The sequence below is a fragment of the Clostridium tanneri genome, assembly GCF_033659955.1.
Classification (GTDB): domain Bacteria; phylum Bacillota; class Clostridia; order Clostridiales; family Clostridiaceae; genus Clostridium_AM; species Clostridium_AM tanneri.
Genome location: NZ_JARUJP010000002.1, coordinates 142802 through 156465, shown reverse-complemented (window position 1 = coordinate 156465; position 13664 = coordinate 142802). Strand labels below are relative to the sequence as shown.

The following is a 13664-nucleotide window of genomic DNA, read 5'->3' as shown; positions in this document are numbered from 1 at the left end:
TCATAAAGAAAAGGTTTTAACATAAAAAATTCATATATAGTTTAATAAATGAATTGAGACTTGTTAATTAGCACAATATGAGAAAATAGACTTTGAAGTCAAAGTAACTTTATTTCATGAGGGTTGTCTATAACTGCTGTGAATACGTTTACTGATGCTTTGATCTAAAGTTTGTTGTCCTTTTATATAAAGAGGTGATATTATGAGTAGAATTAGAATTTTCACAGGACATTTTGGAAGTGGTAAGACTGAAATATCTATAAATTATGCATTAAAACTTGCAAAAGAAGGTAAAAAAGTAGCAATCGTTGATATTGATATAGTTAATCCTTACTTCTGCTCAAGAGATGTAAGAAAACATCTTGAAGAGAATGGTGTAAGAGTAATATCATCAGACCCAAATCTGTCTAATGCAGAATTAGCAGTAGTGCCTGCAGAAGTATTAGCAGTATTCAATGATAAGAGTTATGAAGTAGTTATGGATATAGGTGGAGACGACCAGGGAGCCGTAGTACTAGGACAATATAATAGATACCTTAGAGAAGAGCCTTATGATATGTACTTTGTAGTAAATAACAATAGGCCACTAACTTCTAATGAAAAAGATACAGAAGAGTATTTAAGAACTATAGAGTGGGTTTCAAGACTAAAGGTTACACATTTAATATCAAATACTAATATGTCTTATGAAACTACAGTTGAGGATATATTAAGAGGAGACAAAGAAGTAGCTGCGTTAGCAGAAAAACTTAATATACCACATAGCTATACAGCATGTAGAAAAGACTTTGAGGATGAAGTTAGAGGAAAAGTACAAGGTGAATTATTACCGATAGATATCTATATGAAACCACCTTGGAGATAATTGTAACAAGGTATTATAAATTGATTTTAAACATGCTAGCAATAAAATTTATATAAATGGAGTTGAAAAACTCAGGTCATTTTATAGTCTAGAATCAAAAGACTTTAAGATAATTGCAGAAATATCTTTCAAATTATCAAGCATAGGGAGGGAATTTTAATGCAAAAGGTTACTTTCAGAGAAGAAAGATGTAAAGGTTGCGGACACTGTTTAGAAGTCTGTCCAAAGAAGATAATAAGCTTTTCAGAAAAGCTTAATGTTAAAGGATATCATCCAGCAACTGTTACAGAAGATAAGATGGATCAATGTATATCATGTGCATCATGTGCAAAAATATGTCCAGATTGTGTAATTACAGTTCAAAAATAAAAGGAGGGATCTTTAATGGGAGAGAAAGTATTAATGAAGGGTAACGAAGCCATTGGAGAAGCAGCAATTAGAGCTAATTGTAAAGCATTCTTTGGTTATCCTATTACCCCACAAACAGAAGTTGCAGCTTACATGGCAAAGAAGATGCCTAAGATAGGAAGAACATTTATTCAAGCTGAAAGTGAAGTTTCTGCTATAAACATGGTTTATGGAGCAGCTGGAACTGGACTTAGAGTTATGACTTCATCAAGTTCACCTGGAATAAGCTTAAAAGCAGAAGGTATATCATATATAGCAGGAGCAGAGTTACCATGTGTTATTATAAACATAGTTAGAGGAGGCCCTGGTCTTGGAAGTATTCAACCAGCTCAGTCAGATTATTTCCAAGCTACAAAAGGAGGAGCGCACGGAGACTTTAATATGCCTGTATTTGCTCCAGCTTCAATCCAAGAAATGGTTGACTTAATACAAGATGCTTTTGATGTTGCTGATATGTACAGAACTCCTTGTATGGTAATGGGAGATGGAATGCTTGGCCAAATGATGGAGCCAGTTGAATTCAAAGAAAAAGCAGCTAGAGAGCTTCCAGAAAAAGTTTGGGCAGCTAATGGCTTAAATGGAAGAAAAGAACATAATGTTATAAACTCATTATACCTAGAGCCAGAAGCTTTAGAAGAGCATAACATTCACCTTCAAGAGAAGTATGCTGCTATAAAGAAAAATGAAGCTAAATATGAAATATTCAACTGTAATTCAGACTGTGACTTAATATTAGTTGCATACGGAACTACATCAAGAATATGTAAGAACGTAATCAAAATGGCTGAGAAAGAAGGAATAAAATTAGGACTAGTAAGACCTATAACTTTATGGCCTTTCCCAGTTGAAGCATTTGAAAAAACTATGGACAACACTAAGCATGGCTACTTAGCAGTAGAGATGAGCTGTGGACAAATGGTTGAAGATGTAAGATTAGTTGCAAACGGAAGAAAGCCAGTTGACTTCTACGGAAGATCTGGTGGTATGATTCCAGAACCAACAGATATTTTAGATAAAGTTAGAACTATAGTAGGAGGTACAAAATAATGACAATAGTATATGAAAATCCAAAAGCATTATTAGATGTTCCTACGCATTATTGCCCAGGATGTACTCACGGAGTAATTCACAAGCTAGTTGCAGAGGTTATTGATGAGCTTGGTATTTTAGATAAAACTATAGGAGTAGCTCCAGTTGGATGTTCAGTTTTAGCATACAAGTATTTTGCATGCGATATGTTTGAAGCTGCACACGGAAGAGCACCAGCAGTTGGTACAGGAATAAAGAGAACAAACTCTGATAAAGTTGTATTCACATATCAGGGAGATGGAGACCTTGCTGCTATCGGTACTGCTGAAATAGTTCACGCAGCTGCAAGAGGAGAAAACATAACTTCTATATTCGTAAATAACTGTATTTATGGTATGACTGGTGGACAAATGGCTCCAACTACATTACCAGGTCAAAAGACCGAAACATCACCATATGGAAGAGACACAAGCAGAGAAGGTCATCCAATAAGAGTTTCTGAGATGATTTCAACTTTAGATGGCGCTTGCTATGTAGAGAGAGTATCTGTTGATACAGTTCCTAATATAATGAAAGCTAAAAAAGCTATAAAGAAAGCTTTCCAAAATCAGTTAGACGGAAAAGGCTTCTCAATGATAGAAGTATTATCAATATGCCCAACTAACTGGGGATTATCACCTAAAGAATCAATGCAATGGTTAAAAGACAACATGATTCCATACTATCCTCTTGGAATTAAGAAGGATAAAACTGAGGAGGTGAAATAAATGGCATCACAACAAATAGTTTTTGCTGGTTTCGGTGGACAAGGTATATTATCAATGGGTAAGTTCCTTGCTTATGCAGGAATGGATGCTAATTTAAACGTTTCATGGTTACCATCTTATGGTCCTGAAATGAGAGGAGGTACAGCAAACTGTTCAGTAATATTAACTGATGAAGCTATAGGTTCACCTATAGTTACAAAGGCTGACAGTATAGTTGTAATGAACAGACCTTCTTTAGACAAATTTGAGGATATGGTAGCACCTGGTGGAGTTATCGTAATAGATTCAGATTTGGTTGATAGAATGCCAGAAAGAACAGATGTAACTGTTATAGCAATTCCTGCTCAAACTATAGCTCAAGAGATCGGAAGTAAAACAATAGCAAACATGGTTTTACTAGGAGCATTAGTTAAGAAGACAGAAATAGTTACAATAGAAGCATTATTAGATTCATTAAAGGCTCACGGAAAAGAAAAGTTCTTTGAATCAAATAAGAAGGCTATTGAAAAAGGTTTAGAATACGTAAAATAGTATTGAATTTAGAGGATGTCTCAGAGATTAAATGAGGCATCCTTTTTTATTTTCACCTATTTTAGTCATAAAAACTTAAATAGATTATGAAGGTATTTAGATTATATTGTAACTATATGTAAGTTATAATATAATGTTGTAGAGGAGTTGGTACAAGCTAAGAAAATTGTACTAACTAACTATTTTTGATTAATGTACATATAATAACATTAGCCTATTTATTTTAGAAGAAAAAGAGAGGTATTTTTTATGCATAGAATGTTTGGTACTGATGGAGTTAGAGGTATAGCAAATAAAGAGTTAACAGCGGAATTGGCTTATAGATTAGGAAGAGCAGGAGCACATGTTTTAACAGAAGGAACCCACAAGCCTAAAATACTTGTAGGAATGGATACGAGAATATCTGGAGATATGCTTGAAGCTGCATTAGTCTCAGGGATATTATCAGTTGGTGCAGAAGCTATCTGTGTTGGTATTGTGCCAACTCCTGCAGTATCTTATTTAACTAGAAAATATGAAGCTGACGCTGGTGTTGTTATATCAGCATCTCACAACCCAGTAGAGTATAATGGAATAAAGTTTTTTAATAATCAGGGTTATAAGTTATCTGACGAACTGGAAGATACAATACAAAGTGTAATAGAGAGTAATTTCGAAGGAGTTCCTCTTCCAACAGGGGACCAAATAGGTAGAAAGATAGAAGAAGAAGGGGAAGCTGTTGGAGATTATGTAGAGTTTGCTAAAGGGACTATTGATACTAATCTAAAAGGACTAAAGGTTGCACTAGATTGTGCAAACGGAGCAGCCTATATAACTGCAGTAAAGGCATTTAAGGAACTGGGAGCAGAAGTATATGTTATAAATAATGAGCCAGATGGAATAAACATAAATAAAAACTGCGGTTCCACCCATCCAGAAAGATTAATGGAATATGTAGTAGAAAAAGGCTGTGATTTAGGATTAGCCTTTGATGGAGATGCTGACAGATGCTTAGCTGTAGATGAAAAGGGAAACCTAATAAATGGTGACTTTTTAATGGCTATTATCGGAAAGTATCTTAAAGAGCAAGGTAAACTAGATAAGGATGTTGTAGTTGTAACTGTAATGAGTAACTTAGGACTAGATATAGCTTTAAATAAAGAAAATATAGGCACTGTAAAGACAAAGGTTGGAGATAGATATGTCCTTGAAGAAATGGTTAAGGAAGGGTATAAGTTAGGTGGAGAGCAATCAGGTCACGTAATAATGCTTGACTATAATACTACAGGAGATGGCTTAATAACAGGGCTTCAATTATCAGCTATAGTTAAAAAGAGCGGCAAAACTTTATCTGATTTAGCATCTATGATGAAGGAACTTCCACAAATATTAGTTAATGCTAAGGTGCCTAATGATAAGAAGAATATACACAATGAAGATGAAGAAATATCAGCTAAAATAAGAAAAATTGAAGAAAGATTAAATGGCTGTGGAAGAGTGCTTATAAGACCTTCTGGTACAGAGCCGTTAGTTAGAGTTATGCTAGAAGGAGAAGTACAAAGTGAGTTAGATGAAATGGCTCATGGGTTAGCAGAGCTTATAGAAAAAAAGGCAAATATTTAAATAAAGTATACCTCTAGAGAAATATGTTCCTCTAGGGGTATATTTTATATTAAGTTATTAGGGGATGGTATTTGGTTAAATTTTTGAAAACATTAATATTTATGTTGACCAAATTTTTATATATACTATATAATATAATGAGGCTTTTAAAATTGGAAGTATAAGCGCCAGAACTTAAGTGAAGGATAGACTTGAAGCGTCACTTGCACAGTGTGTAGGTTCCACTAGCTAAGTCATAGATTTAGAGTCTCACTTGAGTTGACGAGGACAGGGAGTATCGAGTGTTCGGCGGATGCCCTGCGGTATGACACTACCGAGAAACATTAATAAAAGCAAAAAGTAATTTTTGTTACAAAATTAATGAGGTGTCTAAAAGCCTAAAACTTAAAAGTTGAAAGGCAGGTAATTTAATAATGTGTGGAATAGTTGGTTATGTTGGAAAAAGACAAGCAGCACCAATCTTAGTAGAGGGGTTAAGCAAGCTTGAATACAGAGGATATGATTCAGCGGGAGTAGCTATAATAGACGAAGCTGGAAATATGAATGTAAGTAAGTGTAAGGGTAGACTTGCTAACTTAGAGGGCAAGCTAGAGCAGGAACCTGTACAAGGCTTAATAGGAATAGGCCATACAAGATGGGCTACTCATGGAGAACCATCAGATAGAAATTCCCATCCTCATACAAATGAAAAAGAGACAATAAGTGTTGTTCACAACGGAATCATAGAAAACTATATGCATTTAAGAGAATGGCTTATATCAAAGGGATATAAATTTTACTCAGAAACAGATACAGAGGTTATACCAAATCTTGTAGACTATTTTTATGATGGCAATCTTTTAGATGCTGTTATGAAAGCTGTTTCAAAAATGGAAGGAAGCTATGCATTAGGGGTTGTATCAACTTATGAACCAGATAAGATTGTAGCTGTTAGAAAAGACAGCCCTCTTATCGTAGGAGTTGGGGCAGAGGAGAATTTTATTGCTTCTGATGTTCCTGCTATTTTAAACCAAACAAGAGACGTTTATTATTTAAATGATAAAGAATTTGTAGTGTTAACAGAGACAGGTGTAGAAATTTACTCAGCAGAGGGTGAAAAAATAAATAAAGAACTTCACCATGTAACATGGAATGCTGATGCAGCTGAAAAAGGTGGATTCGAGCACTTTATGATAAAGGAAATCCACGAGCAGCCAAAGGTAATAAAGGACACTATGACTTCAAGAATTATGCCTGGCAAACCAGTAACTTTAGATGATATTAAAATCACAAAAGAACAGATAGAAAATATTGATAAAGTATATATTGTTGCATGCGGAACAGCATATCATGCAGGTATTGTTGGAAAATATGTAATTGAGAGATTAGCTAGAATACCAGTAGAGGTTGATATAGCATCAGAGTTTAGATATAGAAATCCAATAATAAATGATAGAACTTTAATGATTGTAGTAAGTCAATCAGGTGAAACTGCTGATACTTTAGCTGCTTTAAGAGAAGCAAGAGCACAAGGAGCAAGAGTTATAGCTGTTACTAACGTAGTTGGAAGCTCAGTTTCAAGGGAAGCTGATGATGTTTTATACACTTGGGCAGGACCAGAAATAGCAGTTGCATCTACTAAAGCGTATACTACTCAGCTTATTACTATGTATATGATAGGTTTATTCTTTGCTCAAAATAGAAATACACTTACAACAGAGGAAATAGAAAGCATTAAAAATGATATGCTTACTTTACCAGAAAAAGTAGAGGAAACATTAAATCATAAGGAAGTTCTTCAGAAGTTTGCTGCAAACACTTATATGCATAAGGATATGTTCTTCCTAGGTAGAGGACTTGATTATGCCGTAGCAATGGAAGGTTCATTAAAGCTTAAGGAAATATCCTATATTCACTCTGAAGCATACGCTGGAGGAGAACTAAAGCACGGTACTATAGCATTAATTGAGCCAGGAACTATAGTGGTTGCATTAGCTACGCAGAAGAGCCTATATGAAAAAATGGTAAGCAACATTAAGGAAGTAACAACAAGAGGAGCTAAGGTATTAGGTCTAGCTGTAGAGGGCAATACTGATGTAGAAAAGGCTGTGGAATCAGCAATATATATACCAGAAGTTCAAGAGGTACTTTTACCAGTACTTTCAGTAGTACCGTTACAATTATTAGCTTATTATATGGCTATACAAAAGGGTTGTGACGTAGATAAGCCAAGAAATCTTGCGAAGTCAGTTACTGTTGAATAATTTATTTTAGTAGACGACAGTTATTGTCAGTTACAATTAATATTGTCACTAATTATAAGTAACAAGTGTCATAGAATTTTACAACTGTCTAAGTATAATAAAGTTTGATTAAGAATAAAAAAGTATAGTTAAAAATAATAAAGTTTGGTTGAGCCTCGTGAGAGTAATGAAGGAAAAATCCTTGAATACTTGCACGAGGCCTTTTGCTGCCATGAGATGTACCCAGCACCTACAAAAGCGAAGTGTGTAGCAGCGTATAAAGAATAAAATAAATAAAAAATACAAACCGAAGGTCATGACAAATCCTAGAAGTCTGTCAATAAATTCATGTAAACTCTATTAAAGATTTTTGAATATGGATATGTTTTTTATGTTAGAGAGGATAAATCTTTTAAGTTTTTCCTCTTTTATTTTTACTAAACTTTAAGTGTATAAGCTTTATTTTGAAAAAGTGAGATACCTCCCCACTAGCCAGTAGATATTGTACAAGCTATATCATACTTTCATCAAATCTATTTTCAAAGTGAATAGATAGCTGCGCTAGTATTTGTCACGATCCTCTTAAATTTTGAGTCCATTTCTTAGCTATATCTTGTTTAGCTAAATACAACATCTTTAAAAGTAAATCATCAGAAGGAAAGATGCTTTTAGATTTTGTTAATTTTCTTAGTTGTCGGTTAAAACTTTCCATAGCATTTGTTGTATAAATCATCTCTCGTATTTCCCCAAGGTACTTAAAGAGAGTAGAGAGCTCCGCCTAATTATTTTGCCATGAATTTATTGATATCGAATATAAATCTCCCCATTTATCCCTCATGTTATCTAGGGCTGTTAAAGCAAATTGTTCTGTTGATGCAGTATAGACTTCTTTAAGATCTCTACAAAACTCTTTTCTATGCTTATAGGGGATATATTTTGTACTATTCCTACTTATATTTTAAACTTGCATTCCTATCAAATATCATAAGCGAACTTTTACCTTTTAAATATCCCATAAATTGTGCAACACCTATTTTGGGTGGAATGCTAACCAACATGTGTATATGATTAGGACATGCGGTTACTTCTATTATTTCTACTCCCTTATGCTCACATAGTTTTCTAAGTATTTTTCTTATATCTGTTTTCATCTTTCCATATATAATCTGTCTCCTGCACTTGGGGGCGAAAACTATATGGTATTTATAATTCCGTTTGCTATGTGATAAACTTTATGTATCTATTTGAATGACCTTCTTTGTTTTCATTCTGGTTGGCGAACCTAATTTGAGATTAACAAAGGAGGTTTCTTTTTGCTACTCATAGCTATAAGTTCTTTTCAACCCCTAGTATAACCAGGGATATTCGTTACACAATTAAAGTGGCAGTTATCATGATAACTACCACTTTTTTGTGGAGTTCTTATTTAAAACTGTATTAACTTATTTACATATACGACAGTTTGGTAATGCTTTTTCTAATTGCTTAATGTCAGAATCACTCGTTTTATTATTTTCTATAAACAATAGATGTAAATTTATTAATTGTTTCAATGGAGATATATTTTTTATTTTATTTTTATTTAAATGGAGCTCATTCAAATTTGTTAAATTTTCGAGAGTTCTTATATCAGTTATTTGATTAAAACTTAAATCAAGTTTACTTAAATTAATTAAGTTTTTGAGATCATCTATATTTGTTATTTTATTCTCGCCTAAATAAAGTTTGGTTAAGTTTGTTAAATCTTTAAGATCACTTATATTTGTTATTTGATTGTCTGCTAAATTAATACAATTCAAATTTGTTAAACTTTTAAGAGCACTAATACTAGTTATTTGATTATTATATAACTGAAGTGTTTTTAGTTTATTAAGTTCTGATAATGCATTTATATTATTTATTTCATTATCCATTAATGAAAGGAAAATTAAATTTTTGCAATCTTTTAATTCACTTATATCTGTTAAATTACTATCACAGATAGATAAAGATTTTAAATTACTTAGGATTTTTAACACACTTATATCCTTTAAATTAGGTATAAGAAGGGTAAGATTGCTCAACTTACCTAGATGTCCTAGTGCACTTATATCTGCTAGTTCAGCTTCATTTGATAGGTAAAGACTCTCTAGATTATTTAAGTTTTTTAATGGTTCTATATTTGTAATATTATTACCCACTATCCCTAATACTCTTAAGTTAGTTAACTTTTCAATTCCGCTTAGATCGTTTATTGAATACCCATCAGTGGATAGACTCGTAATGTTTTTAACATCATTAATATAGAGATCCCCATTTGCTTTATTTATACTTTTTCTTATTGCAGCTTCTAGATTTTCATCAGAAAAAGTGACTACAGTGTTACTAGCTAATCCACTTAATTTATTTTCTACGTCCTCAGTTATTGAATTTTTTCCTCCAACTAGAAATATTTTTTTATAGCTGGTAGTATCTAAGTATCTTTTTTGAGTAGAAATATCTTTTCCATCTGTGAGTATAATAGGAGCATTAAGCTTTGCGGCTAATGCACTTCCATTTAGAGCATCCGAAAAGTCTTCACCACTTACAATCACTGCTGTAGCACTATTTATGTTAAAGTATTTACATATATTTAATGATGTTTCATATCTATCTGCTCCACTTATTCTTGTTATGTTGCTGTCGTCTAAATTCTTTACACAGTTTTTTATATCATTAACTACAACATCACTTATTGAACCATGTCCTCCTATTATAAATACCTGAGATGGTTCAATATTTCTTATTACTTCTGCTGCAGCATCATTAAGTTTATCTCCAGTGCTCATAATCATTGGATAACCTTTTATACCTGATATACTTGAAACACTTAAATTATCAAAAAATTGGTAACCGTTAACTATAATAACAGGAGTACCCTTTTCTACACTAACAGAATTTACAATCGCACTGTTTGTACTAAATCTATCTGTTCCGCTTAATCTTATAGTCTTTAGGTTACTTGCACTTATTCTTTCGTAATCGTTACTTATTGAACCGGTTCCTCCTAATATATATACATTAGGAGAAATTGCTTCTCCTCCACTTACCCCTGAATAAACTGCTGTATAATTTAAAAAATTTTTATCTTCTAAAAAATTTTTATTAACTAGTAAAATAGGAGCATCTAATTTTTTTGAAAGTATAGTTCCTGCTAAAGCATCAGCAAAGTTTTCTCCATTTGCTATAATTATATTTTTGGAACCAATGTCAAAAAAATTATTAGCTACATTCAATGAGGTTTCATACCTATCGGCTCCACTTATTCTAATCACATTATAACTATTCTCAGCATGTACAAAACAAAAATTACCAATTTCTAATATTGTAATAACAATAAATAATACTAATTTTTTCAATCCAATCACCTCTGCTAAACAATATTTACGTTTGGTATAAAGTTATACCAACATAAATATTATAACATATTTTATACCATTAATAGATAATATATGAATATTAGCCTTTTATTTACATGGATTAAAGTTTAGTTTTATACATTTATTTCAAGGCGTTTAAATAAATGTAATATAGTGATATAATCTGTAAATATAAATTGTAAAAAATCAGAAAATTTCAATTTAATTTTGTGAGTTTGGGTCAATTTTTATTAAATTCTAAGTGAATATGTGCATGTTTTAAGGCAATCTTTATTGAAACATTATGCTTTTTTACAATACTAAAAATAAATTTAAAAAAGAAAGGTGATAAAAGTGATGAAAAAATTAAAATTACTTACTATTCTCAGTTTAACTATGCTATTTACTCAAGTACCTACTAGTAGTATACTAGCTGCCCAAACCTCTGAGACAACATCTCAAACTCAATCATCAGTAAATAAGGACTATTCTAACGTTAAAAAATATGCGCAAAAGTTTTTTAACAATCAAGTTAGTAAAGGCACCTTAAGTAATCCTATTGAATTATATAATTTAAGCGATACTGTACAAGCATTATATTTTTCTTCTGATGCAGGTGGGTATTTAATAGTTGACTTATCTGATTACAGTATTACTGAATTTTCAAAGGAAGGTACAAATGATTATATAAATGATAGAAACAAAAAACATTTATATAATGGTCCTTTATCTTATTTAGAGGAAAGTATTAATGGACAAGTTATTGACTCTAAAACTAAAAAAAGTTTAGGTAATTTGAATGATTTAAAAAAATATGATATTTTCAAGAAAAAAGGTAAAGTTAGAAAGTCTAATAGTGTGGTGAACGATATCCCAGAAACTTCGGATTTAGCGCTAGGTTATTCAGGAGCAACAACTACTACATATTACAATATAAAAAAAGCAGATGGCAGTCGTCCACTATATAATCATAAAATTACCTTTGCAAACGCTTGCACTCCAACTGCTGCAGTAATACTACTTAGGTATTATGATGAACATTATAATTCTTCTTTTGTTAACGATATGGATCTTTTTACAGATTACAACGTGCTTGTAAAAAAATTTATGGCTTCAGAGTATATGTGTACTAATTTGCCTAGTACACAATATCCAACAGAGAAAAAACCACTGACTGATGGAACATATTTTGGAACATTTTATAAAGATGCAACGTATGGCTTACAAAAATATATAGTAAAAGATCAAAAGGTTAATTGTACTATAGAATATAATGGAGATGGTCAATATCCTCAAGCTGTTAACGGAGCAACTGAATACTATTCTTTTGACCCTAGCATAGCTAAAAGTCTTATTAGCAGCAATAACCCTTATCTTGCGGATCTTCAAGATGGTTGGACTGAAGGAAGCAGTACCGAAACATATGGACCTCACACCGTGACAGTATACGGATATTCTACTGTAAAATATAATAATTATCCTGCATATTACGGATATGCCCAGGCTGTTGATGGATATGGACTAGCAAGTGCTTGGATAAACGCATTATATATAGATGATATGATTTATATTGATCATAGTTATACTTATCACGATTAAATTGAACAAATATATTATTCATATAAATAATATAGAGTATATTAGCTGTTAACTATATTTTAAAACAATCTTAATTATGCCAAACTGTATATATCCTTGTACACTGACCAATTTAAATAGAGAAATAGAGAGAAAATCAGGTGAAAAAACTGACTTTCTCTCTTTTGTTTATATGAAAAAGCATAGTGGCGATAATAAATAAAGGTAGGTAAGAGATTGAAGCTACAAATGGAGTGTAAAGAAACCATATTGGAAATTAGTTAATATAGTGATAAAATTTAGGGAGATGGTTGTATATAATAAACTAACTAGGGGTGTGAGGGGTTTATGAATGATAAAAAGAAAAAGTTAATTATTGATTTAATAAAGAAGATGCCTTCTCTAATGTTTGGGTTACTACTATATTCTATAGGAATATTGTTAACCTTATACTCGAAACTAGGAATGAGTCCATGGGATGTATTTCATATGGGGATAGTACAACATAGCTCACTTACGCTGGGTCAGGTATCTGAATTAACTGGTTTTGTAATTCTTCTAATTTCATATTTTCTTGGTGTTATACCAGGGCTAGCTAGTGTGCTAAATATGATATTTATAGGGTTATTTATTGACCTGATAGAGAAGTTTAAGGTTTTTAGTACACCAGATAACATAATAGGACAGATGTTTATGTTGTTTATGGGCATTTTTGTAATAGGATGGGCAACCTATTTTTATCTAAGAGTTGGTCTGGGAGCGGGCCCAAGGGATGGATTAATGGAAGGGCTTGTAAAGAAGATCAACAAACCTGTTTGGATGATAAGGGGGGCTATAGAGGGAACGGTTTTAATCATTGGATACATTTTAGGAGGGCCTGTTGGAATAGGAACTTTGATAACTGCGGGCAGTATTGGATTTTCGGTGCAGTTTGCTTTTAAAATTGGTAAGTACAGTTCCAAGGATACAGATCATATGAATTTGATTCTTTTATACAAGAATTTAAGGCAAGACAAGATTGATATAAATGACACAGATGATAAGTTGATTGATGAAAGAAATAAAATAGAGGTATAAAGAATAATGCAGAGGTTTATGGGTTTTCCCAAGACGTTAAAAGAATACTCATTAATATTTAGTAAATTAAAAAATGTATAGGATATTCTAGAATGTATTTGAATAATATAAAAAGCACTAGTAAAAACTAGTACTTTTTATATTGCAAAATATTGCAGTGGTTAATAATGCAAGGAAATTAATTATAGATTACTGAATATTATCTCAG

The 13664-nt window shown here is 32.2% G+C and carries 10 protein-coding genes and 2 pseudogenes; 9 read left to right on the top strand and 3 right to left on the bottom strand.

Annotated features, from left to right (window positions below):
* The first annotated feature begins 202 nt into the window (after positions 1 to 202).
* The 7 genes from P8V03_RS02965 to glmS all read left to right on the top strand — a co-directional run bounded on the left by P8V03_RS02965 (position 203) and on the right by glmS (position 7445).
* Positions 203 to 865: a nucleotide-binding protein gene (locus P8V03_RS02965; protein ID WP_318796729.1), complete on the top strand. Its 663-nt coding sequence runs from the start codon at positions 203 to 205 to the stop codon at positions 863 to 865.
* Between the two features lie 159 nt (positions 866 to 1024).
* Complete coding sequence (locus P8V03_RS02960) at positions 1025 to 1234, top strand: 4Fe-4S dicluster domain-containing protein (RefSeq protein WP_261671147.1); 210 nt, start codon at positions 1025 to 1027, stop codon at positions 1232 to 1234.
* Positions 1235 to 1249: 15 nt separating this feature from the next.
* Positions 1250 to 2320 carry a 3-methyl-2-oxobutanoate dehydrogenase subunit VorB gene (locus P8V03_RS02955; protein ID WP_318796728.1) on the top strand — a complete coding sequence of 357 codons (1071 nt, stop codon included), beginning with the start codon at positions 1250 to 1252 and terminating at the stop codon, positions 2318 to 2320.
* Positions 2320 to 3069 (top strand): thiamine pyrophosphate-dependent enzyme, encoded by a 750-nt coding sequence (locus P8V03_RS02950; RefSeq protein WP_318796727.1) that lies wholly within the window; start codon positions 2320 to 2322, stop codon positions 3067 to 3069. The genes P8V03_RS02955 and P8V03_RS02950 overlap by 1 nt, the downstream gene beginning before the upstream one ends.
* Positions 3070 to 3600, top strand: a complete 531-nt coding sequence (locus P8V03_RS02945; protein ID WP_261671144.1) for a 2-oxoacid:ferredoxin oxidoreductase subunit gamma family protein — start codon at positions 3070 to 3072, stop codon at positions 3598 to 3600.
* Between the two features lie 249 nt (positions 3601 to 3849).
* A complete protein-coding gene (gene glmM, locus P8V03_RS02940) occupies positions 3850 to 5202 on the top strand; it encodes a phosphoglucosamine mutase (protein ID WP_318796726.1) in 1353 nt (450 codons plus the stop codon).
* Positions 5203 to 5615: 413 nt separating this feature from the next.
* Entirely contained in the window at positions 5616 to 7445 is a 1830-nt protein-coding gene (glmS, locus tag P8V03_RS02935; RefSeq protein WP_261671142.1) for a glutamine--fructose-6-phosphate transaminase (isomerizing), read from the top strand.
* 550 nt (positions 7446 to 7995) lie between these two features.
* Here the strand turns inward: glmS and P8V03_RS02930 are convergent.
* The 3 genes and pseudogenes from P8V03_RS02930 to P8V03_RS02920 form a co-directional block, all read right to left on the bottom strand.
* Positions 7996 to 8373: pseudogene (locus tag P8V03_RS02930) on the bottom strand (transposase); the annotation flags it as partial.
* Between the two features lies 1 nt (position 8374).
* Positions 8375 to 8656: pseudogene (tnpA, locus tag P8V03_RS02925) on the bottom strand (IS200/IS605 family transposase); the annotation flags it as partial.
* 210 nt (positions 8657 to 8866) lie between these two features.
* Positions 8867 to 10801, bottom strand: coding sequence for a cell wall-binding repeat-containing protein (locus tag P8V03_RS02920; protein ID WP_318796725.1), 1935 nt, complete (start codon positions 10799 to 10801; stop codon positions 8867 to 8869).
* 357 nt (positions 10802 to 11158) lie between these two features.
* Between P8V03_RS02920 and P8V03_RS02915 the strand changes: the two genes are divergently transcribed.
* Together P8V03_RS02915 and P8V03_RS02910 are read left to right on the top strand one after the other, a co-directional pair.
* Positions 11159 to 12400, top strand: a complete 1242-nt coding sequence (locus P8V03_RS02915; protein WP_318796723.1) for a hypothetical protein — start codon at positions 11159 to 11161, stop codon at positions 12398 to 12400.
* Between the two features lie 327 nt (positions 12401 to 12727).
* Positions 12728 to 13456, top strand: coding sequence for a YczE/YyaS/YitT family protein (locus tag P8V03_RS02910; RefSeq protein ID WP_318796722.1), 729 nt, complete (start codon positions 12728 to 12730; stop codon positions 13454 to 13456).
* Positions 13457 to 13664 lie beyond the last annotated feature (208 nt).

Coding starts and splice junctions, on each gene's coding strand:
- P8V03_RS02965 (WP_318796729.1), top strand. CDS start 203: ATGAGTAGAATTAGAATTTTCACAGGACATTTTGGAAGTGGTAAGACT.
- P8V03_RS02960 (WP_261671147.1), top strand. CDS start 1,025: ATGCAAAAGGTTACTTTCAGAGAAGAAAGATGTAAAGGTTGCGGACAC.
- P8V03_RS02955 (WP_318796728.1), top strand. CDS start 1,250: ATGGGAGAGAAAGTATTAATGAAGGGTAACGAAGCCATTGGAGAAGCA.
- P8V03_RS02950 (WP_318796727.1), top strand. CDS start 2,320: ATGACAATAGTATATGAAAATCCAAAAGCATTATTAGATGTTCCTACG.
- P8V03_RS02945 (WP_261671144.1), top strand. CDS start 3,070: ATGGCATCACAACAAATAGTTTTTGCTGGTTTCGGTGGACAAGGTATA.
- glmM (WP_318796726.1), top strand. CDS start 3,850: ATGCATAGAATGTTTGGTACTGATGGAGTTAGAGGTATAGCAAATAAA.
- glmS (WP_261671142.1), top strand. CDS start 5,616: ATGTGTGGAATAGTTGGTTATGTTGGAAAAAGACAAGCAGCACCAATC.
- P8V03_RS02915 (WP_318796723.1), top strand. CDS start 11,159: ATGAAAAAATTAAAATTACTTACTATTCTCAGTTTAACTATGCTATTT.
- P8V03_RS02910 (WP_318796722.1), top strand. CDS start 12,728: ATGAATGATAAAAAGAAAAAGTTAATTATTGATTTAATAAAGAAGATG.